Source organism: Pseudomonas sp. NPDC086112 (assembly GCF_044746425.1).
Lineage (GTDB): Bacteria > Pseudomonadota > Gammaproteobacteria > Pseudomonadales > Pseudomonadaceae > Aquipseudomonas.
Genome location: NZ_JBIVCD010000032.1, coordinates 37677 through 61825 on the forward strand (window position 1 = coordinate 37677; position 24149 = coordinate 61825).

A 24149-nucleotide genomic window follows, 5' to 3' on the forward strand; every position below is an offset into this window, starting at 1 on the left:
CGGCGTGTCAGGCGATATCAATGTTGAATGTTAGAAAGCTTTCGCGGGCAAGCCTCGCTCCTACAGTGGAGCCGCGTATGTACCGGATAATCAGGCAACCGGCCGCCACTGCCCGACCATATGTTCCAGCTCCCCCGCGCCCATCAACTGAAAATCCCCGCTGGACCCCGCCGCACTGGACATCAGCGTCACTTCACTGGGAAGGCGCACCGGTTTCCTGAACTGCACCGCAATCTCGATGTTTGCCGTCGGCAAATGATCGCTCAGGGCTGCCAGCGTACGCGCCTTGTTCCACAGACCATGGGCGATGGCGCTAGGGAAACCGAAGAGCTTCGCGCTGATCGCACTCAGGTGGATCGGGTTGTAGTCTCCGGACACCTTGGCGTATCGGCGGCCAATGTCCGTGGGTGCTTTCCAGTGGGCCACTTCGGTCAGCGACAGCGTCGATGCAAACGCTTCCTCGACCGGCTCGCCTTCCAGTTTGACGCCGCGACAGAGCATCTGGCTTTCAGCCTCCCACAGCACGCCCAACTGATCGTCGAGTGTCGTCACCAAATCGAACGTCGCCCCCTTGGCATGAGGTTGCAGGTTCTGCACGTTCACGCTGACCCGCACCCGGTGTACGCCGCCCATGGGGCGCAAGACGCGGATGCGATTGCTCAAGTGAATCAGCCCCAGCAGCGGGAAAGGAAACGCTTTGGCGGTAAGCAATTGCATCTGCAAGGCAAACGCCAGGATGTGTGGATACGTCGGTGGTAGCAGCCCGTTGTCGGCAAAACCACAGACCTTGCGATAAGCCTCCAGGCGTTTCGGATCGACATTGACCCAGCAGTGATAACCCAGGTCGGGCAGCGTGGTACCGGTGATTTTGCGGCGCGTTGCCGCTTTCACATACAGCGTTTTCAGGCCCGGTTCGCTATTGAGTGTGTGCCAGTCGGTGGTCATGGTCAGGCTCCCAAAACGCTTTGCCCGCAGACGCGCAACGCCTGCCCGGTAAACGCTCCGGTGCCCGGTTGTGCCAGCCAGGCCACGGCTTCGGCGACGTCTTGCGGCAGGCCGCCCTGGCCCAGCGAACTCATGCGCCGCCCGGCTTCGCGCAGGCCGAAGGGCAGGTGCGCGGTCATTTGGGTTTCGATGAACCCTGGCGCCACGGCGTTGATGCTGATGCCGCGCTCACTCAGCAGCGGCGCCCAGGCCTGGGCCAGGCCGATCAACCCGGCCTTGCTCGCGGCGTAATTGGTTTGCCCGCGATTGCCGGCGATGCCGCTGATGGACGCCAGCAGGATCACTCGGCCGTTGTCGCGCAAGGTGCCGCTGTCGAGCAACGCCTTGGTCAGCACTTGCGGCGCGTTGAGGTTGACCGCCAGCACCGCGTCCCAGAATTCCGGGGTCATGTTGGCCAGGGTTTTGTCCCGGGTGATGCCTGCGTTGTGGACCACGATGTCAATGCCGTCGGGCAAGTGTTCAATCAATTGTGCGGCGGCGTCTTCGGCGCAGATATCCAACGTGATGCCGCGCCCGCCGAGGCGTGCGGCCAGGGCCTCGAGATCGTTCTTGGCCGGTGGCACGTCGAGCAGGATTACCTCGGCGCCGTCGCGGGCCAGGGTTTCGGCGATCGAAGCGCCGATGCCGCGCGCCGCGCCCGTCACCAGAGCCTTGCGCCCTGACAAGGGGCGACTCCAGTCCATCACCTGCGCCTCACACGCCTTCAAACGAATGACTTGTCCGGAAATGAACGCGCTTTTGGGCGAGAGGAAAAACCGCAATGGGCCTTCCAGTTGATCTTCGGCACCTTCGCCGACATAGATCAGCTGCAACGTGCCGCCGCTGCGCAGTTCCTTGGCCAGCGAACGGCTGAAACCTTCAAGGGCGCGTTGGGCGCTGGCGGCGAACGGGTCGCTCAAGGTCTCCGGCGCCCGGCCAAGAATCACCAGATGCGCATGGTGGTCGAGGTTTTTCATCAGCGGCTGGAAGAACTCGCGCAGCTGTTTCAACTGATCGACCTGCACCAGGTCACTGGCGTCGTACACCACGGCTTTGAGTTTCTGGCCGTGGCCGGGAATCCACGCGGTGGCCAGGGTCGGATCGGTGCCGTAGCTGTAGATCGTGTCGGTCAGGCGGTTGGCGAGGGTGCTGACTTTTTCCGCCAGCGGGCCACCGCCAATCAACAGCGCCCCCTCGATAGGCCGCAGCCGGCCTGCTTGCCAGCGTTCCAGTCGTACCGGCGACGGCAGACCCAGGGCACCGACCACACGATGGCCGATGGACGAATTGGCGAAGTCGATATAGCGGTCAGACATGGATCACGCTCCAGCAGCTGGGGTTAAAAGTGTGGACCAGGAATGGCAATTAGTCGTTCGACCCACGAGATACGGCCTACGCTTGATCATTGCAGGTTAGTTTGAGATTGGGTTTAGCAGGACTTTCAGCAAATGCAGCCCCCTGTGGGAGCGGGCTTGCTCGCGAAAGCGGTGTGTCAGTCAACGGAGATGTTGAATGGGCCGGCCCCTTCGCGAGCAAGCCCGCTCCCACAGGGTTTGGTGTTCATAGTTGATTTAAAGGAGCTTTTTCATGACTCAGCTGCGCCGCGTCGCGATTATCGGTGGTAACCGTATCCCCTTTGCCCGGTCCAACGGGCCGTACGCCACTGCCAGTAACCAGGCGATGTTCACCGCAGCGCTGGAAGGCTTGATCGAGCGCTATAACCTGCACGGTGTGCGCATGGGTGAAGTGGCGGCTGGAGCGCTGCTCAAGTATTTGCGTGATTACGGCCTGACCCGCGAATGCGTGCTCGGCTCGCGGTTGTCGCCGATGACGCCGGCCTATGACATCCAGCAAGCCTGCGGCACGGGGCTGGAGGCGACGTTGCTGGTGGCGAACAAAATCGCCCTGGGTCAGATCGAATGTGGCATTGCCGGCGGCGTCGACACCGCCTCGGACGTGCCGATCGGTGTCAACGAAAGCCTGCGCAAGATCCTCTTGCAAGCCAACCGCGCCCGAAGCACCGCCGACAAACTGAAAACCTTCCTGCAACTGCGTCCCCGCCACTTGATGCCTGACTTTCCAAGCATCGGCGAGCCGCGTACCGGCCGGTCGATGGGCGAACACTGTGAAATGATGGCCCAAACCTGGAGCATCCCGCGTGACGAGCAGGATCAGCTGACCCAGCAAAGCCATCAGAAACTGGCCGCGTCCTACGCCGAAGGCTGGCATAACGATTTGATGACGCCGTTCCTCGGCCTGACCCGGGATAACAACCTGCGCCCGGACCTGACCCTGGAAAAACTGGCGTCACTGAAACCGGCCTTCGAGAAAAGCGCCAAGGGCACCCTGACCGCGGGCAACTCCACGCCACTCACCGATGGCGCGTCGGTGGTGCTGCTGGGCAGTGAAGAATGGGCGAAAGAGCGCGGCTTGCCGATCCTCGCCTATTGGCGTGACGGCGAAGCGGCGGCGGTGGATTTTGTCAACGGTGCCGAAGGCCTGCTGATGGCGCCGGCTTATGCCGTGCCGCGGTTACTGGCGCGCAATGGCCTGACCTTGCAGGACTTCGATTACTACGAAATCCATGAAGCGTTTGCCGCGCAAGTGCTGTGTACGTTGAAGGCCTGGGAAGATCCGGCGTTCTGCAAAACCCGCCTCGGGCTCGACGCGCCACTGGGTTCCATCGACCGCAGCCGGCTCAACGTCAAAGGCAGCTCACTGGCCGCCGGGCATCCGTTTGCCGCCACCGGTGCGCGCATCGTCGCCAACCTGGCGAAGCTGCTGGACGCGGCGGGTAAGGGCCGAGGGTTGATCTCGATCTGCGCCGCGGGCGGTCAGGGCGTGACGGCGATTATCGAGCGCTGATTGCTGATTGCTGATTGCTGATTATTGGGGGTTGAGCACTGCCGCGCTTTGATGCGCGGCCAGTTCCCGGTTGCGGTTGACGTAACCCTCGGCCATCATCGAGCAGACGATCAGCTGCAACGGGTGATAGATCATGATCGGCAGCAGGATCAAGCCAAGGCCGGGGTTGGCGCCGAAGATCAGCGCCGCCATCGGCGCACCGGCCGCCAGGGATTTCTTGCTGGCGCAGAACACTGAGGCAATCTCATCGGCAGGGCTGAACTTCAGCGCCCGAGCGGTGCGGGTGGTCATCCACAGAATGATTGCCAGCAAAATCGCACTGCCCATCAGCGCAGTCAGAATCACGCTGTTGCCCTGTTGCTGCCACATCCCCGACACCATCGAGTTGCAGAACGCCGAGTACACCAGTAGCAGGATCACCAGTTTGTCGGCGATGTTGGTGTAGCGCTTGTGCCGAGCGAAAAACTTGCCCAGTAACGGCCGCAGCAATTGCCCGAGCACCAGCGGCAATAGCAGCATGGCGCACAAGTCGAGCAGGGTTGCACCGAGGTCGATACCGCCAGCGCCGCTGCCGACCACGAAACTCACCAGCAACGGTGTCAGAAAAATCCCCAGCACGCTGGACAGGCTCGCGTTGAGAATCGCTGCCGGTACGTTGCCGCCCGCGCTACCGGTCAGGGCCACGGACGAGGAAATGGTCGAAGGCAGGGCGCAGAGATAGAGGAAGCCGAGCATCAGCAGTGAGGGGATGTGCGAACCCAGCAGTTTGTCGCTCAGCAGCCAGATCAATGGAAACACCGCAAAGGTGAAGGCCTGAACCATCACGTGCAGCTTCCAGTTCTTCAGCCCGTGGCGGATCTGCTCGCTGGAGAGATTGATCCCATGGAGGAAGAACACCAGAAACACGCCAATGTTAATCACATACTCCGCGTGCATCCCGCCGCCGGTGGCGCCGAAGGTCGGGAAGACATACGCCAGTAGCGTGGCGAGCAGCATGCCGCACAAGAACCAGTCGGTGACCACGCGTTTGAGGTGTTTGAAGGCATGCATGATGGGCACCGAATACGTTTGTAAGAATTGATGACTTAGCCTAACGTCGGCTCCATCAGCCGTCTTGCGACATAAGGCCAATCAATGCCGACTAACGGACAACTTTCCCTCGAACGCACCATCCCGGCACTGACGGCGTTGCCGCGTCCGTTGTATGCGCGGGCGGAAAGTCTGAACGCCGGTTCATGGACGTCGCCGCATCGTCACGATTGGGTGCAGTTTTCCTACGCCATCAGCGGCGTTCTCGGTGTGCATACCGCCGAGGGCAGCTTCTTTGCACCGCCGCAGTGGGGCATCTGGATTCCGGCGGATCTCGAGCATCAGGTCGTGACGTCGATGCGTGCCGAGATGCGCAGCCTGTATGTGCGCCGCGAGGACTGCCAGTGGGCGGAGGGGCGTTGCCGGGTGCTGGAAGTCACGCCATTGGCGCGGGAGCTGATCAAGCGCTTTTGCCTGCTTCCCGTGGAATATCCACAGGGCGACAGCCAGGAAGCGCGATTGGTGGGCGTGCTGCTGGATCAGTTGGCGAGTCTGCCGGAGGTGGGGTTTTCCCTGCCGCTGCCCCGGCATGAACGTTTGCTGGGTTTATGCAACGAGCTGATCGACAGCCCTGAGCGCAATGCGACCTTGCAGGAATGGGCCGAGCGTTTGGGTACGTCGGAGAAGACCTTGATGCGCTTGTTCCAGCGTGAAACCGGGTTGAGCTTCCGCGGCTGGCGGCAGCGCATGCGGCTGCTGTCGTCGCTGAGTTTGCTGGAGGAGGGGAACAGCGTGACCAATGCCGCGCTGTCTTGCGGGTATGACTCGACGTCGGCGTTTATTGCGGCGTTCAAGGGGTTGTTCGGGTTTACCCCGGGGGAGTTGTTTAGGCAGTGATGACGCCTTCGCGGGCAAGCCTCGCTCCTACAGGGATCGCATCCGACACAAAACCTGTAGGAGCGAGGCTTGCCCGCGAAGAGGCCATCACATTCAACATCTCTGTTGGCTGACAATCTGTCTTCGCGAGCAATCCCGCTCCCTTCAAGTCCTACCATACAAGCGGGCTTGCCCGCGATTGGCCGCGAAGCGGCCACCGGGATGTTGGATCAGGTTCTGAACCGCCGAACCAACCCATCCAGCTCATTCGACAAACCAGCCAGGCTCTGAGAATCCAGACGCGCCGAATTCGCCAGTTCTGCCACCAACTGCGCATCGCCATGAATCTGGCTGATGTGGCGATTGATGTCTTCCGCCACCTGATGCTGTTCCTCAGCCGCCGTGGCGATTTGAGTGTTCATGTCGCGGATCACATCCACCGATTCACGTATCTGCCCGAAGCTGCTTCGCGCTTCGCCGATGCGGGTCACCGATTGCTGAGACACTTCCAGGCTCGCATGCATCTGCTGCGTCACCTGGCTGGTACGCTTGGCCAGGTTGCCCAGCAGCCCGTCGATTTCCGCCGTGGAGTCGGCAGTCCGTTTGGCCAAGGCGCGAACTTCATCTGCCACCACCGCGAAACCACGACCTTGTTCACCGGCCCGGGCCGCTTCGATGGCGGCGTTCAGCGCTAGCAGGTTGGTCTGTTCAGCGATGGAACGAATGGTCCCGAGGATCGACTGAATGTCGTTGCTATCGCGCTCAAGCTGTTGCATCGATTGCGCCGACTGTTCGATTTCCTGGCTCAAGCGATCAACACTGCTCACTGCGGCATCGATCTGCTGCTGACCTTCGCGCGCCTGGCGTTGGCCGCTGTCGGCCGACTCGGCGGCCTGGCTGCAGGAGCGTGCGACTTCGTTGGCGGTGGCGACCATTTCGTGGAACGCCGTGGACACCATGTCCACCGCTTCACGCTGGCGTCCGGCGGCTTCGGCCATGTCGCTGGACACTTGCGTCGAGCTCTGGGAGGTGGCGAGGATCTTGGTCGCGGCGCCGCCAATGCTTTGAATCAGGTTGCGAATCGCCGCCAGAAACTGGTTGAACCAGTTGGCCAATTGAGCCGTTTCGTCGCTGCCACGGATTTGCAGGTTCTTGGTCAGGTCGCCTTCACCCTGGGCGATGCCTTCCAGACCGCTGGCCACGCTGCGGATCGGCCGCACGATCAAGCTGGCGAAACTGGCGCCGACGATGGCGAAGAACACCGCCAGTACCGCCGCGATGATCGCGATCAGCCAGGTCAGTTGAGTGGCCGAGCTCATCACGTCGGTTTGCTTGATCAGGCCGATAAAGGTCCAGCCCAGTTGTTCCGACGGCCAGACGTTGGCCATGTAGCGCTCGCCATTGAGCTCGACTTCCACCAGCCCTTTGCCGGCCTTGGCCAGTTGCGCGTAGCCGTCGCCGAGACTGGTCAGGGCTTTGAAGTTGTTTGCTGGTTGCTTCGGATCGACCAGTACCGTGCCGGTGTTTTCCACCAGCATCAGGTAGCCGGTTTCGCCGAGTTTGATCTGTTTGACGATTTCGGTGAGCTGCTTGAGCGTCACGTCGATACTGACCACGCCGCCGTTGGTGCCCAGTTTGTTGTCGATGGTGCGCACGGTGCTGACGTAAGTCGCGTCATCCTGAGCCCAGTAATAGGCCTCGGTGCGAAATGGTTTGCCGGGTTTGGCCTGCGCGGCTTTGTACCAAGGGCGCTGGCGCGGATCGTAATTGCTCAGCTTCGCATCGTCCGGCCAGGACACGTAACCGCCCGCCGCCGTACCGAGGATGGCATAGGCGTAGGCCGGGTGGCTGTTGCCCAGGTCCTGGAGGAGGGCGAAGATATTTTTGTCCGACTCGCCTTGGGGAATGCTCTCGGCGTTGGCGCTCATGTAGGTCTTGAGGCTATCGTCGGAGTTCTTGATCAGCGGTTGGGTGGCCAGGTAATCGACGTTCTGGCTGATGCCGTCAAAAAACAACTGCATGGCATTGCTGACCTGACGAATCTCGCGGCCGCTGCCGTCGACAAAATTATCCTTGGCATCGCTGCGCAAGTTCAGCACTACGAGGGTGGCGACCAGCACCACGGGCAAGCAGGCGATGATTGCAAACGCCCAGGTCAACTTCTGTTTGATGTTCATCCGCACTCCAGTTTTTTCTTGTAGGCCCACGCAGTGCAGATGACTCGCGGATTATTGGCAGCCGAAAACGTTCGATACCCCGATCCTTGAGTGCGCCCTCGTTATCATTGTCGGGGCGATTGTCGGACAATTCCTTTTCTCTCTAATGACTTCGGCTGAGGAACGTGGAAATTGAGGCCTGTTGAGAAAAATCCGGCGAAGGGTAGGGGCTACGTGTCAGATTCTGTCGCAAATGCCCTTGTAGCCCTTCATCAACAAGTGGCGCAGGCTCAGCTATGATCTTGAGCGGTCGATGAGTTGAGTCTGATTAATCCGGCACATTGTGTGCTTCTTGATGTTCATGGGAACGTTCATAGGTCGGCAACCCCTCCCGCGAATGAGTGGATTGCCGTATAACGAATGACTTTCGCGTGTTTGGTAATAAAGGACCCACAATAAAAGCTGATGAAGACTCCAAAACGCATTGAACCCCTGATCGAGGACGGTCTGGTCGACGAGGTGCTGCGCCCACTCATGAGTGGTAAAGAAGCAGCTGTTTATGTGGTGCGCTGCGGCAACGAGCTGCGTTGTGCCAAGGTCTACAAGGAGGCGAATAAACGCAGTTTTCGTCAGGCGGCCGAGTATCAGGAAGGCCGTAAGGTGCGCAACAGCCGGCAGGCTCGAGCGATGGCCAAGGGCTCCAAGTTCGGCAAGAAAGAAACCGAAGACGCCTGGCAGAATGCCGAAGTGGCGGCGTTGTTCCGCCTGGCCGGTGCCGGTGTGCGAGTCCCCAAGCCGTATGACTTCCTCGAAGGCGTGCTGCTGATGGAGCTGGTGGCCGACGAGTACGGCGATGCCGCGCCGCGTCTGAACGATGTGGTGCTGGAGCCGGACCAGGCGCGCGAATATCACGCGTTTCTGATTTCGCAGATCGTGCTGATGCTGTGTACCGGTCTGGTGCATGGTGACCTGTCCGAGTTCAACGTGCTGCTGACGCCGACCGGCCCGGTCATCATCGACTTGCCTCAAGCGGTGGATGCGGCGGGCAACAACCACGCGTTCAACATGCTGGAGCGGGACGTGGGCAACATGGCGTCGTACTTCGGTCGTTTTGCACCGGAGTTGAAACGCACCAAGTACGCCAAGGAAATGTGGGCATTGTACGAAGCGGGCACTTTGCACCCGGCCAGTGTGTTGACCGGCGAGTTCGACGAGCCGGAAGAACTGGCAGACGTCGGCGGGATCATGCGCGAGATCGAGGCGGCCCGTCTCGATGAAGAGCGCAAGCAAGCGATCCGCGCTGCGGACGACGCGCCACCGAGCAAAGCCGAAGAACCGCCTCCACCCTGGATGCAGTGATCGGTTGACCCAAAACCCGGCTTCGGCCGGGTTTTTGTTCATAGGATCACCGAATACCAAAACTTGACGAAGATCCAATGTGGGAGCGGGCTTGCTCGCGAAGGCGGTATGTCAGCCGACATCACCGTTGACTGACATACCGCTTTCGCGAGCAAGCCCGCTCCCACAGTAGATTTTTGGTGTAAGTGAAACAGTGCTCACACCCTGCCCACATGCAGGTATCTTCAAACCCCCACACTCAAGGACTGAATGTGAACTCCACCTGCAATGCCCGACTGATCATCGCCGCCCGGCTGATTTCGGACTTCGGCGCTTTCCTCAACATGGTTGCCCTGGCCACCTACGTCTATCTGCTCAGCAACAGCGCGATGAGCGTCGGCATCTTCCTCGCCAGCCGTGTCGCCGGGGGGATTTTTGCCAGTTTGATCGGCACCCGGTTCTATCGCCGCTGGGCCGGGCGTCTGCCGCTGATTGCCTTCGACCTGCTGCGCGCCGGTTTGCTGGGCCTGCTGTTGGTGCTACCGGTCACCCAACAAGCGCTGCTGTTACCGCTGATCGCGTTCGGCCTGGGGTTCGGCAATTCGATGTTCGCCATCGGCCTCAACAGCCAATTGCCGCACATGATCGATAAGGCGCAACTGCTCACGACCAACGCCTGGATAACCTCTGCATCGTCTGCGGCGATGGTCGGCGGGAGTCTGGTAGCGGGGTTGTTGGTGGCGGGGTTTGGCTTTGAAACGGTGTTTGCCCTGAACGTGGCCACTTACCTGCTGGCGGCGTTGTTGATTGTGCCGCTGCGGTTTTCCAGACCGGCACCCAGTGATGAGCCCCTTCACCAACAAGGCGAATGGTCAGCCCTGCGTCAGGGTTTGCGCACGGCGCCGGTGCTGACGGCGATGCTGGCCGTTGCCATGGCTGATACGCTTGGCAGCGCCGCACACAACGTCGGCCTCCCGATCATTTCAAAACTGCTGACACCCGAGTCGCCCAGCACCACCTTGGGCCTGATGCTGGCGGTCTGGGCCAGCGGAAAATTCATCGGTGCGCGAATCGCCAGTCGCCTGAAAGGTACGGACAACGTTCATTTGGAACGGCGATTCTTCTTCGGCGTTTTGCTGATGTCCTGCGGCTTCATCCTGATGTTCCAACAGCAAACCCTTTACGGCTTGCTGCTGTTTTCGTTGCCCGCAGGCTTGGGCGACGGGTTCTCGGAAGTCGGCCTGATGTCGCGCCTGCAACGTGAACCGGACAACCTGCGCCTGCCGATTTTCAGCTTTCTGACGCTGCTGCAAATGACCGGGTTCGGCGTTGGCATGTTGATCGCCGCGCCGTTCTATTCCTGGTGGACGCCTGGCGCGGTGGTGTTGTTGTTCCATGGCATTCCCCTCACCACGTTGCTGGTGGCGAAGGGGTTGGCGCTCAGGAATGGGCGGGTTCGGCGCAGCAGCCCGACGCCAGCTCCTTGAGGATCGGGCAGTCCGGGCGATGGTCGCCGTGGCAATGTTCTACCAGGTCTTGCAGGGTGTCGCGCAGTTGGCCGAGTTCGCGAATCTTCTGGTTCAACTCGTCGATGTGCTGACGGGCCAGCGCCTTCACATCGGCGCTGGCCCGCTGGCGGTCTTGCCAGAGGGTCAGTAGCTTGCCGACCTCTTCCAGCGAAAACCCCAGATCCCGAGAGCGCTTGATGAACGCCAGAGTATGCAGATCGTCGTCGCCATAGACCCGATAGCCGCTGTCGGTACGATGGGCCGCCTTGAGCAGGCCGATGGATTCGTAGTAACGAATCATCTTCGCGCTCAGACCGCTCTGGCGGGCCGCTTGGCCAATGTTCATCGGTGATCCTCCAGGTCTTTGGGTTTCCAGGTTTTCAACAGTAATGCATTGCTCACCACGCTGACGCTCGACAGCGCCATGGCGGCGCCGGCCAGCACCGGGTTGAGAAAGCCGAACGCCGCCAGTGGCAGGCCGATCAGGTTATAGACAAAGGCCCAGAACAGGTTTTGGCGAATCTTCGCGTAGGTCTTGCGGCTGATCTCCAGCGCCGCCGGCACCAGCCGTGGATCGCCGCGCATCAGGGTGATCCCGGCCGCGTGCATGGCGACGTCGGTGCCGCCACCCATGGCGATGCCGATGTCTGCCGCGGCAAGGGCCGGTGCGTCGTTGATGCCGTCGCCGACCATTGCCACCACACCGGTTCTTTTCAGTGCGGCGACGGTGGCGGCTTTGTCCGCCGGCAATACTTCGGCGTGGACATCGCTGATGCCCAGCGCCTCGGCGACCACCTTGGCGCTGCCGCGGTTATCGCCGGTCAGCAAGTGGCTGCTAATGTTTCGTGCGCTCAGTTGTTGTACCGCTTGCAAGGCGCCGGGTTTGAGCGTGTCACCGAAGGCGAACAGGCCGAGCACTCGCGGTTCAGGGCTTTGCTCGATCAGCCAGGACAGGGTCCGGCCTTCGGTTTCCCAAGTGGTTGCGGAGTCAGCCAATGGCCCGGCGCTCAGGCCACTTTCTTCCAGCAGGCGCCGATTGCCCAAAGCCAGTCGCCGACCATCGAGATTGCCGGCAATGCCGCGTCCGGTCAGCGATTGACTGTCGCTGACATCAGCCACGGTCAGGTCGCTCTCGGTGCAGGCATCCAGCACCGCCTTGGCCAGCGGGTGTTCACTGCCGCGTTGCAGCGCACCAGCCATTTGCAGCAAGGCAGCTTCGTCACCTTCGATGGCACTCAAATGCGCGATGCGCGGCGTGCCCGACGTCAGCGTGCCGGTCTTGTCGAACACCACGGCGCTGACTTCATGGGCGCGCTCCAAGGCTTCGGCGTCCTTGATCAGAATCCCGTAGCGCGCCGCTACACCCGTGCCGGCCATGATTGCCGTCGGCGTGGCCAGCCCGAGTGCACAAGGGCAGGCGATCACCAACACCGCGACGGCGTTGATCAATGCGGTTTCCAGAGGCGCGCCGTACAACCACCAACCGAGCAGGGTCGCCAGCGCGATCAACAGAACCACAGGCACGAACACCTGGCTGACTTTATCCACCAGTTTCTGGATCGGTGCTTTCGCCGCCTGCGCGTCTTCGACCAGGCGGATGATCCGCGCCAGCACGGTTTCTGCGCCGAGCGCCAAAGTCCGAACCAGCAACCGACCTTCGCCATTGATGGCGCCGCCGGTGACCTTGTCGCCCGGTTGTTTTGGCACCGGCAGGCTCTCGCCGCTGATCAATGCTTCGTCGGCGTGGCTCTGGCCTTCCACAACGATGCCATCCACCGGGAAGCGTTCGCCGGGCTTGACCATGACCAGATCGTTGAGGCGCAAAGCGCTGATCGCAACGTCCTGCTCGCGGCCATCGATTACCTGAATGGCTCGCTCCGGACGCAAGGCTTCAAGGGCGCGGATGGCGCTGGCGGTCTGGCGCTTGGCGCGGCTTTCCAGGTATTTGCCCAACAGCACCAGAGCGATCACCACCGCCGAGGCTTCGAAATACAGGTGCGGCATGCGACCGGCAGCGGTGGCCCACTCGTAAACGCTTAGGCCATAGCCGGCGCTGGTGCCCAGGGCTACCAGCAAATCCATGTTGCCGGCACCTGCGCGCACGGCTTTCCACGCAGCGACATAGAAGCGCGCGCCGAAGATGAACTGCACCGGGGTGGCTAATGCAAACTGCACCCATGCCGGGAGCATCCAGTGCACACCGAAAGGTTGCAGCACCATTGGCAGCACCAGCGGCAAAGCGAGGGCGATGGCCGCCAGCAAGGCCCAGCGTTCGCGATGCAGGCGTTGCTGTTGAATGTCGGCTTGCGGGTGTTCGACTTCCCAGACGCTGGCGGAGTAACCGGCTTTGGTCACGGCGTCGATCAGGGGTTGCGGATCGACCTGGCCGAGCAGTTCGAGGTGCGCACGTTCGTTGGCCAGGTTAACGCTGACACTCTTCACGCCCGGCACCTTGGCCAGCGCCCGTTCGACGCGGCCGACGCAGGACGCGCAAGTCATGCCGTCGATGCTCAATTCCAGGGGCTGCTGTGGCACGCTGTAACCGGCCTGCTGCACCGCGTCCATCAAGGCAGGCAGGCTGTCACTGGGCGCTTGAACCCGAGCCTGTTCGGTGGCTAGGTTGACGCTGACGGCCGTGGCGCCGATGACTTTGCTCAAGGCACGCTCGACACGTCCGGCGCAACTGGCGCAGGTCATGCCGGCAATCGGCAGATCGAAAGTGGTGGATTCGGACATCGGTCACGCTCCCTGTAGAAATTGTCTACAGGATCAACCTTGCCATGCGGGCAAGGTCAAGCGCCACTCTTCAAATCGTCTCGCGACTTTGCACCTCGTAGGAGCGAGGCTTGCCCGCGAAGGGGCCATCACAGTCACCATCGATGCTGACTGTTATGGCCCCTTCGCGGGCAAGCCTCGCTCCTACGGGTAGGGGGTGATCAATACTCGAGGGCGGCAGGCTTGAGGTACATCCCTTCCTGCGTCATCGCAATCCGGAACTTCAACACATCCCCGGCCTTGAGCGTGATGTTCTGCGAACCCGGCGCGAGCATGCCCGGGTTGCAACCCGGCACCTGGCCCGGCAGCAGTTTGAGGCGCAGGGACACATTGCCCGGCGGCAGGTTGAACGAGGTGCTCTGTTCCTGGAACAGTCGCGCCGATAGCTGATCCTGGATGTACACGCCGATCTCGCAGGAAGTCGAAACCTCCAGGCGCTCGCGGGAAATGATCAGCACGCCGTAGTCCTCCCCGGCGGCTTGAACCGAAGGTGTCGCGGCAAATAGGCTGAGGAAGCCAAACAGGCTGAGAGCTGACCAGCGCATGGCTGAATCTCCTGATGTCGAGTCATAGATGGACGCAGCTTGGCCGAGCGTGGCGCCGATTGCCAGCCCGGCAGCTTGCTTGAGAACTTGACCTTGCCATGGTGGCAAGCTCGAGACTGCCTGCAACCCTCATTAAAGGGCTTCATTCAAGGAGTTGTCCCATGCAAGTGTTCAATGTTGAAGGCATGTCTTGCGGTCACTGCGTCAAGGCCATCACTCAGGCGCTGCAAGCCAAGGATCCCGCGGCCAGCGTGCGCATTGATCTGGCGGCAAAAGAAGTCGGCGTTGAAAGTGCGCTGACGGCCGATCAGGTGATCGCCGCGATCAGCGAAGAGGGTTATGGCGTCAAACTGGCCTGAGTTTTTTAATAGTTAGCGACCTAACGGAATGTTCAAGGCGTCCACGCAAGGCTAGACTGTCGGCCTGCCGATCCATGGCCAACCCGCATGCCTAACCTGGACGCCTGATGAACTTGCGCGCAATCCTGATTCTCGGCGCCTTGAGCGCTTTCGGTCCGCTGGCGATCGATTTCTATCTGCCGGCGTTCCCGGCGATGGCGTTCGCTTTCGGCACCGACGAAAAACACGTTCAACTGACCCTTGCGGCCTATTTCCTTGGCCTGTCCATCGGCCAACTGGCGTACGGCCCGGTGGCGGATCGCTTTGGGCGACGGATTCCCTTGCTGACAGGTGTCGGCTTGTTCACCGCCGCTTCATTGGCCTGTGCTTATGCGCCGACGCTGGAATGGCTGATTGGTGCACGTTTCGTCCAGGCGCTGGGCGGGTGCGCGGGCATGGTGATTTCGCGGGCGGTGGTCAGCGATAAATGCGATGCGGTGGGTTCGGCGAAGGTCTTTTCGCAGTTGATGCTGGTGATGGGCCTGGCGCCGATTCTTGCGCCAATGCTGGGCGGGTTGCTGGTCAACACGACGGGCTGGCAATCGATCTTTCTGGCACTGACCGGTTTCAGTGCGCTGGCAGGGTTGGCAGTGGCCCTCGGGCTGCCGGAAAGTCTGCCGGCCCATGTGCCGCGCCAACCGTTGTCGGGCGCGCTACGCCAGTATGGTCGGTTGTTGGCGGACCCGATCTTCCTCGGCCATGCCCTGACCGGCGGTGTCGCCATCGCCGGGATGTTTGCCTACATCGCCGGTTCACCGTTCGTCTTCATCAAACTCTATGGCGTGCCAGCCGAGCATTTTGGCTGGCTGTTTGGCATTAACGCGGCGGGTTTCATTCTGGTGGCCCAGGTCAATGCCCGGATGCTGGCCAAGCGTGGTCCAGCCTTTTTATTGGCGCGTACCGTCTGGCTCTATCTGGCGGGTGGTCTGGCCCTATTGGCGGTGAGTGCGTTGCACACGGCGCAGTTGTGGCCATTGCTGATTCCGCTTTTCCTCTGCATCGCCAGCTTGGGTTGTATTGTGCCCAACGCCTCAGCCTGCGCCATGAACGGTCAGGGCGCGCGGGCGGGCAGTGCCTCGGCGATGCTCGGTTGCCTGCAGTTCAGCGTCGCCGCCGGGGCCGCAGCATTGGTGGGGGTTTTGCACGATGGCAGCGCCATGCCGATGGCCATGGTCATCAGCCTGTGCGGGATTCTGGTGGTGAGCGCGGCGACGCTCACCCGACGTTTGCAAAATGCCCGGGCGCTGACGCAAGCCCAGGTCTGAGGACGGACTCAGCCAGCAGCGCGATGCTGACGGTCGGGAATCTGATGGGGCGCGTGCAAGCGCGCTTCAAGCGTTTTAGTGAAAGCCAGGGCTTCGGCCTCACTGCGGAACGTCACAGCGTGTTGATCCAGGCGGACCTGCCAGCAGGATGTTGCCACTTCTTTTATCAGGATCTTCATTGCTGAACTCCTTTCGTAAAAGACGTCTCGTAAAAGACATCACGTAAATGATTGTTCGCAGAGTTTTCGATTGTAGACCTGAATACGATCGCAATTGTGACAACGGTCAATTCTCTGACTGACGGCAAAAAATCACCATCCCCTGTAGGAGCTGCCGAAGGCTGCGATCTTTTGATCTGGTGTTTTTAAAAGCAAAATCAAAAGATCGCAGCCTCCGGCAGCTCCTACTCTTCAGAACCCTTCAAGCACAATTTTGCCCTTGGACTTGCCGCTCTCCAGCAGAGCATGGGCACGCCGCAGGTTGGCCGCGTTGATGGTCCCGAAGTGCTCGCCGACCGTGGTTTTCAGCGTGCCTGCATCGATCAGCCCGGCGACGCGGTTGAGCAAGTTGTGCTGCTCGATCATGTCTGCGGTTTCGAACAGCGAGCGGGTGTACATGAACTCCCAGTGCAGCGACAGGCTCTTGCGCTTGAGCTTGGTCACGTCCAGCGACTTCGGATCATCGATCAGCGCCAGTTTGCCTTGCGGCGCCAACGCCTCCACCAATTGATCCAGGTGTTGATCGGTCTGGGTCAGGCTGGCGACGTGGGTCACCTGCTCGAACCCCGCACGTTTGAGTTCTTCACTCAGCGGCTGGCTATGATCGATCACCTGATCGGCGCCCAGGTCACGCACCCAGCTCTGGGTCTGTGCACGGGAAGCGGTGCCGATGACCTTCAGCCCGGTGAGCTGGCTGGCCAATTGCGTGAGGATCGAACCCACACCGCCAGCGGCACCCACGATCAGCAGGCTCTGGCCTTCATCGGTTTTGCCTTCGCGCACTTGCAGGCGATCGAACAGCAGTTCCCACGCGGTGATGGCAGTCAGCGGCAGGGCGGCTGCTTCGGCGAAACCGAGGGTTTTCGGCATATGACCGACGATGCGCTCATCCACCACATGCAACTCGCTGTTGCCGCCGGCACGGGCGATGGAGCCGGCGTAGAACACTTTGTCGCCAGCCTTGAACAAGGTCACTTCGCTGCCGACAGCCTTGACCACACCGGCCACGTCCCAGCCCAGCACCTTTGCCGCGCCGCCTTCCGGCTGGACGTTCTGGCGAACCTTGGTATCCACCGGGTTGACCGAGATGGCTTTGACCTCCACCAACAGGTCGCGCGGGCCGGCGACCGGTTCTGGCAGTTCGATGTCTTGCAGGGATTTTTCGTCGCTGATGGGCAGGGAGTCGTAGTAGGCGATGGCTTTCATGTGGGTTCCTGAGAGGGAATAATTTCGATGGGGCAGATGATTGGTTATTTCCCGGCAAGATAAAACCCGCTAAAAGAGCAGTCTCTTTCAATATTTTTTTGATAATCGGGGCTGGCGATGTTGCGTTTCGATGACTTGCAGTTGTTCGTTCGGGCTGCAGACCTGGGCAGCCTGTCGGCGGCGGCGCGGGTGATGGATATGTCGGCGGCGGTGGCCAGTGCTGCGTTGAAGCGTATCGAACAGCAACTCGGCGCGCGCTTGCTCGCCCGTTCTACCCGCAGCCTGCGCCTGACCGCGGAAGGCGAAGGTTTTCTGGAATACGCCCGGGCAGCCTTGAGCAATCTCGATGAGGGCCGCCGCTTGCTGGCCAGCGGGCAGGATCAGGTCAGCGGGATTTTGCAGTTGTCGGCGCCTTCGGATTTCGGTCGCAACCTGCTGTTGCCATGGCTCGACGAGTTTCAGCGCGAGCATCCGAAGCTCACGGTCCGGTTGCTGCTGGGCGACCGCATCGCCGACCTGTTCCGCCAACCGGTGGACATTGCCCTGCGGTATGGCGAGCCGGAAGACTCGAGCCTGGTGGCGTTGCCCATCGCCCCACAGAACCGTCGTGTACTCTGCGCGGCGCCGAGTTACCTGGCCCGGCATGGCGAACCTCGGTATCTGGAGCAATTGGCTCAGCACAATTGCCTGTTATTCATGCTCGGTAGTCGGGTTCACGATCACTGGAGTTTCCACGATGGCAAACGCGACGTGAGCCTGACGGTCAGTGGTGATCGCTTCAGTGACGACGCCGATGTTGTGCGTCTGTGGGCCGTCGCGGGGGCGGGGATTGCGTATAAGTCCTGGCTCGATGTCGCCGCCGATGTGCTGGCCGGTCGGCTGAAAGTGCTGATGCCGGAGCTGCTCTGTGAGCGTGCACCGCTGAATTTGCTGTGCGCCCATCGCGCACAATTGAGTAAGCCGGTGAACCTTTTGCGGGAAATGCTCGCCAGCCGATGCGCTCGGATAAGCAGTCAATTTCCGACGAAATCGGATGTCGATCATTAGTCGCAGGCAAATAGCGAAATTTCTCTCAGGAACTATCACCATCAATGGATCCCCGAGGGCAGGAAGCGACGGTTAACCCGCTTATACTAGCGCCCGCCTCATGTACGCACCGTCGACCTCGCAATGGCGAGGTCAGGTTCGATTCGGTCATACCCGATGGTCATCACCAGACCTTCGTTGCACCCACGAAGCAATGGCTTGGGTGAGTGGGTGGCTTTGCCCGGTCCATGGCGGTTTTCGCGTCTTGGCCGACGACACATTACTGGTCAAGATGTCTCTGAGCAGTAGACGAAACGATTCAACAGGGAGTGAATACATGGAACATGCACCTTGCATCAGCCAGATCGCCACATTGCTGGCTGACCCCAAGCGCAGCGCAATGATGTGGGCCTTGATGGACGGCTCGGCGCGGCAAACCGAAGAGCTGGCGTTGCTGGCCGGCCTGTCGCCGTCTTCGGCCAGTGCGCATTTAGGGCGTTTGTCCGCCGGAGGTCTGTTGAAAGTCGAAACCCGTGGCCGCAAACGGTTTTTCCGGCTTGCCGCGCCCGAAGTCGGCGCCGCGATAGAGGCCCTGGCCAGCGCGACCCTGGCCAGCGCGCCTCAGGACATTCCAGAGGTTTTCAAACGCACGAGCCCTATCGCCAAACCTCAGGCGGCGCCTTCGTCATTGCTGCGGGCCAGGCTCTGCGACGACCATCTGGGCGGCACCCTGGCCGCCGACCTCTACCAGCGCCTGCTGGATGCGGGCTGGATCGAGCAATTCGATCAGCGGGTCATGATCACTCACAAGGGCGCCACACAATTGGCAACGCGCGGTGTGTTCATCCAGGCGCTGGCTCATCGTAACAGCAGAGTCGCCTGCGCTTGCCCGGACTGGAGCGAAAGACGCCCGCACATGGGCGGTTCATTGGGCGCGGCGTTGTTGCAGCTGTTCATGCAATCGGGCTGGTTGAGCCTGCCCAACGATTCGCGAGCGTTGCAGATCACCGCTTTGGGGCAACGGGAGATCCATCGCTTCGCCAAGGAAACCGAACTGGAAATGGCGCTTTAGAGTCATTGAGGGCGACGTCCGGGATTTGTTTCAGGCGTCGTTCAGAGCTGTGGACAGGTCGCATTCAGCAATAATCCCCAGCCGCTATCGCGCACACTCGATCCGGGGACTTTCAGGATTGGGGGAATGTGGCATGGAAACACGAAGCTTCAGCGCGGCAGAACGATTGGAACGGCTGCCCATCAGCGGTTATCACCGCATCATTTTCATCATCATTGCCCTGGCATTTTTCTTCGACTCCATGGACCTGGCGATGATGACCTTTCTGCTCGGCTCGATCAAAACCGAGTTTGGCCTGAGCACGGCGCAGGCCGGGTTGCTGGCCAGTTCGAGTTTTTTCGGCATGGTTCTGGGCGCATCGCTGTCGGGTATGCTGGCCGACCGCTTCGGGCGCAAACCAGTGTTCCAGTGGAGCATTGTGCTGTGGGGCATCGCCAGTTACCTGTGTTCCACGGCGCAGAACGTTGAAACGCTGACGCTGTTCCGAATCCTGCTGGGGATCGGCATGGGCATGGAGTTTCCGATTGCTCAGTCGATGCTGTCGGAGCTGATTCCGGCAAAGCGACGGGGGCGTTACATCGCGTTGATGGATGGTTTTTGGCCGCTCGGCTTCGTGGCGGCCGGGGTGCTGTCGTACTTCCTGTTGCCGGTGATTGGCTGGCGCGACATCTTTCTGGTGTTGGCGGTGCCGGCGGTGTTCGTCCTGGCGATTCGTTTTTTCATTCCCGAGTCTCCGCGCTGGCTGGAGCAGGCCGGACATCATGACGCGGCGGACAAGGTCTTGCTCGGCATCGAAGATCGGGTCCGGGCTTCATTGGGTCGTGCGGATTTGCCTGAACCGATTCGTCTGCCCCGGGTGGCGAGTCAACCGGGCACTTTCTTCTCTGCGCTAGGGGAGATCTGGTCGCCGCAGTATCGCCAGCGCACGATGATGATCTGGAGCGTGTGGTTCTTCGCCTTGCTGGGTTTTTATGGCCTGACGTCCTGGCTCAGTGCGTTGTTGCAACAATCGGGTTTCGCGGTGACTCAATCGGTGTATTACACGGTGCTGATTTCCCTCGGCGGGATTCCCGGTTTCCTCATGGCTGCCTGGCTGGTGGAGCGTTGGGGGCGTAAACCGGTATGCGTCGTGACATTGCTAGGCGGCGGCATCATGGCGTTTCTTTATGGCCAGAGTGCAGTGTTCGGCGGCAACGTCAGTCTGTTGATTACCTCGGGGCTGCTGATGCAGTTCTTTCTGTTCGGCATGTGGGCGGTGCTCTACACCTACACCCCTGAGTTGTACCCGACGTCGGCACGCGCCACGGGCTCGGGGTTCGCGTCCGCCATCGGCCGAGTGGGGTCGTTACTCGGGCCATTAGTGACCGGGCTGGTGTTCCCGATGACCGGGCAAGGCGGGGTGTTTGCGCTGGGGGCGATGTGTTTTGCGATTGCGGCGGGGGTGGTGTGGATGTTCGGGATGGAGACCCGGGGCAAGACGTTGGAAGAGTTGAGTGAGCCGGTGATCGTCCGTTAATCACCGAACAAATGTGGGAGCGGGCTTGCTCGCGAAAGCGGTATGCCAGTCGACATCATCGTTGACTGACACGCCGCCCTCGCGAGCAAGCCCGCTCCCACATGGGTTGTGCGGTGAACCTTACGGTTTCACCAATCGCGCATCCAGGCTGTTCTGCGCCAGGCGCTTGGCCTGATCCTGGGTCATGCCCAGATCGGTGTACAGTGCGTGGAAGTTCTCGGTGACATACCCGCCGAAGTAGGCCGGGTCATCGGAGTTCACCGTGACTTTCACACCGCGCTCGAGCATGTCGAGGATGTTGTGCTGGGACATGTGATCGAACACGCAGAGTTTGGTGTTCGACAACGGGCACACGGTCAGCGGGATCTGCTCGTCGATGATCCGCTGCATCAAGCGTTCGTCTTCGATGGCGCGCACGCCATGGTCGATGCGCTGGATTTTCAGCAGGTCGAGGGCTTCCCAGATGTACTCGGGCGGGCCTTCTTCACCGGCGTGGGCCACGGTCAGGAAGCCTTCGCTGCGTGCACGATCGAACACCCGCTGGAACTTGCTCGGCGGGTGGCCCATCTCCGAACTGTCCAGGCCCACGGCGACAAACGCATCGCGGAACGGCAGCGCCTGGTCGAGGGTTTTCTGCGCTTCGTCTTCGCTCAAGTGACGCAGGAAACTGAGGATCAACCCGCTGGTGATGCCCAGTTGCTGCTCGCCATCCTTCAGAGCGGCGGCGATGCCGTTGAGCACTACTTCGAACGGGATGCCACGGTCGGTGTGGGTTTGCGGGTCAAAGAACGGTTCGGTGTGAATCACGTTCTGCGCCTTGCAGCGCAACAGGTAGGCCCAGGTCAGGTCGTAGAAATCCTGAGACGTGCGCAACACATCGGCGCCCTGGTAATACAGGTCGAGAAACTCTTGCAGGTTATTGAAGGCATAAGCCTTGCGCAGCGTTTCAACGTCGCTCCACGGCAGGGCGATCTTGTTGCGTTCGGCCAGGGCGAACAGCAGCTCAGGCTCCAGCGAACCTTCCAGGTGCAAGTGCAATTCTGCCTTGGGCAGAGCGTTCAGCCAGTCGTACATTTTTGAAATCTCATCAGGTGCAATGAGGGCATTCTACAGATGCCCGCAGAAACAATGAGCAAAACCTGACCAGCCGGTTCATTACACGGCTTCCTGTTGCCGTCGATAGGCGTAGGTATCGGCGAAGCGCGACAACAGGAATTCGGCGCAGGTGGTGGCCGGATACTTGGCTGGATGCCCTTCGTCCTGACAACCGGGCAGGCATTCAATGGCGGTGTCGGGATGCGGTTCGGCAAAAAACGGCATCGAGTAACGATCCACCCCCAACGGGCTGATTACCCGGTGCGGCGTCGACAGGTAATGGTCGTTGCTCCAGCGCGCCATCATGTCGCCGAGGTTGACCACGAACGTGCCTTCGATCGGCGGCGCATCGATCCATTCGCCCCGCACATTGCGCACTTGCAGTCCGCCAGCGGCATCCTGATAAAGCAGGGTGATGCAGCCGTAATCGGTGTGAGCGCCGGCACCTTGCTGATCTTCGGTGCTGGCAGTGTGGCGCGGCGGGTAATGGATCATCCGCAGCACGCTGACCGGTTCTTTGAAACGGCTATCGAAGAAATCGCGCTCAATGCCCAGCGCCAGGGTCATGGCTCGCAGCAGGGTTTGAGCGAGCGCCTGCATGTCGACGTAGTGTTGCTCCATCAGCGATTCCCAGCCAGGCAACGACGGATGACGGTTAGGACCGCGCAAGGGTTTTTCCGCAATCACCTCGGGATGATCAGCCGGCAGGTGCAGGCCCATGTCGAAGGTTTCTTTCAGGTCGCTGGGTTTACTCGGGTCGAGTTGCTCGGTGGCGATGGCGCCATAGCCGCGGTGGTGGCGGGTTTGGGTGATGTCGATCTTGAGTTTTTCGGCGGTGGGCAGGGCGAAGAAACGTTGGGCATGCTCGAGCACGGCGGCGATACGCGACGGGGCGATCGGGTGGCCCTTGATATAGAAAAAGCCCCATTCGCGGCAGGCATGGTCGATTTGTGTGGCGATGGATTGCCAGGCGTTTTGGTCATCGCTGTAGAGTGGGGCGATGTCGATGATCGGGAGTTGGTTCATGTTGCTGTCCTACGCTGGCTGAAGAGTACCGAAGATCCATTGTGGGAGCGGGCTTGCTCGCGAAGGCGGTGTGTCAGTCGACATCAATATCGCATGACACACCGCCTTCGCGAGCAAGCCCGCTCCCACAGGGTTTTGTGTTCGGCCGGAATTACTTCGGTATCTCGGCCTTCATGCCTTCGACGTAGTAGTTCATCGACGCCAGCTGCGCATTGGTTGCCGTCGCGCCCGCCGGGATTTTCTCCACGCCGGCCTGGTCCTTGATCGGTCCGGTGAACGGATGCAACGCACCGCTCTTGATGTCGGCAATGATCTGCTCGGCTTCGGTTTTTACCGCGGGCGGCACCAGGTCGCTGATCGGCAGCTCAACCGTACCTTCCTTCAGACCGCCCCAGTAATCCTGGGATTTCCATGTGTGGTCGAGCACGCTTTGAGTCGCCTGAATGTAATGCGGCCCCCAGTCATTGACGATAGACGTCAGCACCGCTTTCGGCCCGAAGTGCGCCATGTCCGATGCATAACCGACGGCATACACGCCACGCCGTTCGGCCGCCTGGATCGGTGCCGGGCTGTCGGTGTGCTGGAACACTACGTCCACGCCCTGGTCGATCAGCGCATTGGCGGCGTCGGCTTCCTTGCCCGGGTCGAACCAGGAATTGACCCACACCACTTTGATCTCGGTACCCGGGTTGTACTTGTTCAGGGCCAGTTGAATGGCGTTGATGTCGCGGATCACTTCCGGGATCGGGAACGAGGCGACGTAGCCGACTTTCTTGGTCTTGGTCATCTTCGCCGCGAGAAAACCGCCGACGTAGCGGCCTTCATAAGTACGTGCCAGGTAAGTGCCGAGGTTCTTGTCCTGCTTGTAGCCGGTGGCATGTTCGAAGGTCACCTTGGGAAATTGCTTGGCGACTTTCAGGGTCGGGTTCATGTAGCCGAAAGACGTGGTGAAAATCAGGTCGTACTTGTCCTTGGCCATGTTGCGGATCACCCGCTCGGCATCGGCGCCCTCGGCGACGTTTTCCACGTAGTTGGTGGTGATCTGCTCGCCGAATTTTTCTGCCAGCACCTTGCGTCCCTGTTCATGCTGATACGTCCAGCCGTGGTCACCGATCGGGCCGATATAGACGAAGCCGACTTTCAGCGGGTCGGCAGCACTGGCGGTCAGGCTGGCGCTCAGACCGATGGCTGCGGCGACAGCGCAGAGCAGCTTTTTCAACGGACGTTTATGCATGAACGGGAACTCCATTT

General features: G+C 60.7%; 21 protein-coding genes and 1 pseudogene. 9 read left to right on the plus strand and 13 right to left on the minus strand.

What is annotated here, in order from left to right:
• Window positions 1-90: 90 nt before the first annotated feature.
• Both ACIPLA_RS20425 and ACIPLA_RS20430 read right to left on the minus strand, forming a co-directional pair.
• Window positions 91-945, minus strand: a complete 855-nt coding sequence (locus tag ACIPLA_RS20425; protein WP_218397350.1) for a MaoC/PaaZ C-terminal domain-containing protein — start codon at window positions 943-945, stop codon at window positions 91-93.
• A 2-nt stretch (window positions 946-947) separates the two neighbouring features.
• Window positions 948-2300 carry a 3-oxoacyl-ACP reductase gene (locus ACIPLA_RS20430; RefSeq protein ID WP_123500948.1) on the minus strand — a complete coding sequence of 451 codons (1353 nt, stop codon included), beginning with the start codon at window positions 2298-2300 and terminating at the stop codon, window positions 948-950.
• Window positions 2301-2571: 271 nt separating this feature from the next.
• Between ACIPLA_RS20430 and ACIPLA_RS20435 the strand changes: the two genes are divergently transcribed.
• The gene (locus tag ACIPLA_RS20435) at window positions 2572-3849 is read left to right on the plus strand and encodes an acetyl-CoA C-acetyltransferase (RefSeq protein WP_063341659.1); all 1278 of its coding nucleotides are present in this window, start codon (window positions 2572-2574) and stop codon (window positions 3847-3849) included.
• Window positions 3850-3870: 21 nt separating this feature from the next.
• Here the strand turns inward: ACIPLA_RS20435 and ACIPLA_RS20440 are convergent, their stop codons facing one another.
• Window positions 3871-4899, minus strand: a complete 1029-nt coding sequence (locus tag ACIPLA_RS20440) for a bile acid:sodium symporter family protein (RefSeq protein WP_401175459.1) — start codon at window positions 4897-4899, stop codon at window positions 3871-3873.
• Between the two features lie 84 nt (window positions 4900-4983).
• Here ACIPLA_RS20440 and ACIPLA_RS20445 point away from each other — a divergent pair, with 84 nt between their 5' ends.
• Window positions 4984-5775: a helix-turn-helix transcriptional regulator gene (locus tag ACIPLA_RS20445; protein WP_123500954.1), complete on the plus strand. Its 792-nt coding sequence runs from the start codon at window positions 4984-4986 to the stop codon at window positions 5773-5775.
• Between the two features lie 209 nt (window positions 5776-5984).
• Here the strand turns inward: ACIPLA_RS20445 and ACIPLA_RS20450 are convergent, their stop codons facing one another.
• Window positions 5985-6752, minus strand: coding sequence for a methyl-accepting chemotaxis protein (locus ACIPLA_RS20450; protein WP_370694472.1), 768 nt, complete (start codon window positions 6750-6752; stop codon window positions 5985-5987).
• A gap of 90 nt (window positions 6753-6842) precedes the next feature.
• Window positions 6843-7931, minus strand: a pseudogene (locus tag ACIPLA_RS20455) (cache domain-containing protein); the annotation flags it as partial.
• Between the two features lie 444 nt (window positions 7932-8375).
• On the opposite strand from ACIPLA_RS20455, the gene ACIPLA_RS20460 reads away from it, so the two are divergent.
• Together ACIPLA_RS20460 and ACIPLA_RS20465 are read left to right on the plus strand one after the other, a co-directional pair.
• Window positions 8376-9269: a PA4780 family RIO1-like protein kinase gene (locus tag ACIPLA_RS20460; RefSeq protein ID WP_007907116.1), complete on the plus strand. Its 894-nt coding sequence runs from the start codon at window positions 8376-8378 to the stop codon at window positions 9267-9269.
• A gap of 251 nt (window positions 9270-9520) precedes the next feature.
• Window positions 9521-10735 carry an MFS transporter gene (locus tag ACIPLA_RS20465; RefSeq protein WP_401175463.1) on the plus strand — a complete coding sequence of 405 codons (1215 nt, stop codon included), beginning with the start codon at window positions 9521-9523 and terminating at the stop codon, window positions 10733-10735.
• Here ACIPLA_RS20465 and cueR read toward each other — a convergent pair.
• From cueR to ACIPLA_RS20480, 3 genes are all read right to left on the minus strand, one after another.
• On the minus strand, window positions 10689-11102 hold the full coding sequence (gene cueR, locus ACIPLA_RS20470; RefSeq protein WP_007907120.1) for a Cu(I)-responsive transcriptional regulator: 414 nt from the start codon (window positions 11100-11102) through the stop codon (window positions 10689-10691). The genes ACIPLA_RS20465 and cueR overlap by 47 nt on opposite strands.
• Window positions 11099-13492, minus strand: coding sequence for a heavy metal translocating P-type ATPase (locus ACIPLA_RS20475; RefSeq protein WP_218397364.1), 2394 nt, complete (start codon window positions 13490-13492; stop codon window positions 11099-11101). Before ACIPLA_RS20475 ends, cueR begins: the two co-directional genes overlap by 4 nt.
• 200 nt (window positions 13493-13692) lie before the next feature.
• Entirely contained in the window at window positions 13693-14076 is a 384-nt protein-coding gene (locus ACIPLA_RS20480) for a hypothetical protein (RefSeq protein ID WP_008069688.1), read from the minus strand.
• Between the two features lie 161 nt (window positions 14077-14237).
• Between ACIPLA_RS20480 and ACIPLA_RS20485 the strand changes: the two genes are divergently transcribed.
• Window positions 14238-14435 (plus strand): heavy-metal-associated domain-containing protein, encoded by a 198-nt coding sequence (locus ACIPLA_RS20485; protein WP_008069687.1) that lies wholly within the window; start codon window positions 14238-14240, stop codon window positions 14433-14435.
• Window positions 14436-14542: 107 nt separating this feature from the next.
• Entirely contained in the window at window positions 14543-15739 is a 1197-nt protein-coding gene (locus tag ACIPLA_RS20490; protein WP_401175468.1) for a multidrug effflux MFS transporter, read from the plus strand.
• An 8-nt stretch (window positions 15740-15747) separates the two neighbouring features.
• On the opposite strand, the gene ACIPLA_RS20495 is transcribed toward ACIPLA_RS20490, so the two are convergent.
• Complete coding sequence (locus tag ACIPLA_RS20495; RefSeq protein ID WP_185022254.1) at window positions 15748-15918, minus strand: hypothetical protein; 171 nt, start codon at window positions 15916-15918, stop codon at window positions 15748-15750.
• A 231-nt stretch (window positions 15919-16149) separates the two neighbouring features.
• On the minus strand, window positions 16150-17163 hold the full coding sequence (locus ACIPLA_RS20500) for a zinc-binding alcohol dehydrogenase family protein (RefSeq protein ID WP_401175471.1): 1014 nt from the start codon (window positions 17161-17163) through the stop codon (window positions 16150-16152).
• A gap of 117 nt (window positions 17164-17280) precedes the next feature.
• On the opposite strand from ACIPLA_RS20500, the gene ACIPLA_RS20505 reads away from it, so the two are divergent.
• From ACIPLA_RS20505 to ACIPLA_RS20515, 3 genes are all read left to right on the plus strand, one after another.
• A complete protein-coding gene (locus ACIPLA_RS20505) occupies window positions 17281-18210 on the plus strand; it encodes a LysR family transcriptional regulator (RefSeq protein WP_401175474.1) in 930 nt (309 codons plus the stop codon).
• A gap of 316 nt (window positions 18211-18526) precedes the next feature.
• Entirely contained in the window at window positions 18527-19261 is a 735-nt protein-coding gene (locus ACIPLA_RS20510) for a helix-turn-helix transcriptional regulator (protein WP_218397371.1), read from the plus strand.
• Between the two features lie 133 nt (window positions 19262-19394).
• Complete coding sequence (locus ACIPLA_RS20515) at window positions 19395-20777, plus strand: MFS transporter (protein WP_218397373.1); 1383 nt, start codon at window positions 19395-19397, stop codon at window positions 20775-20777.
• Window positions 20778-20897: 120 nt separating this feature from the next.
• On the opposite strand, the gene ACIPLA_RS20520 is transcribed toward ACIPLA_RS20515, so the two are convergent.
• From ACIPLA_RS20520 to ACIPLA_RS20530, 3 genes are all read right to left on the minus strand, one after another.
• On the minus strand, window positions 20898-21851 hold the full coding sequence (locus tag ACIPLA_RS20520) for an adenosine deaminase (RefSeq protein WP_007907140.1): 954 nt from the start codon (window positions 21849-21851) through the stop codon (window positions 20898-20900).
• Between the two features lie 81 nt (window positions 21852-21932).
• Window positions 21933-22898 (minus strand): 2-oxoglutarate and iron-dependent oxygenase domain-containing protein, encoded by a 966-nt coding sequence (locus tag ACIPLA_RS20525; protein WP_218397375.1) that lies wholly within the window; start codon window positions 22896-22898, stop codon window positions 21933-21935.
• A gap of 151 nt (window positions 22899-23049) precedes the next feature.
• Window positions 23050-24132, minus strand: a complete 1083-nt coding sequence (locus ACIPLA_RS20530) for a BMP family ABC transporter substrate-binding protein (RefSeq protein ID WP_401175479.1) — start codon at window positions 24130-24132, stop codon at window positions 23050-23052.
• Window positions 24133-24149 lie beyond the last annotated feature (17 nt).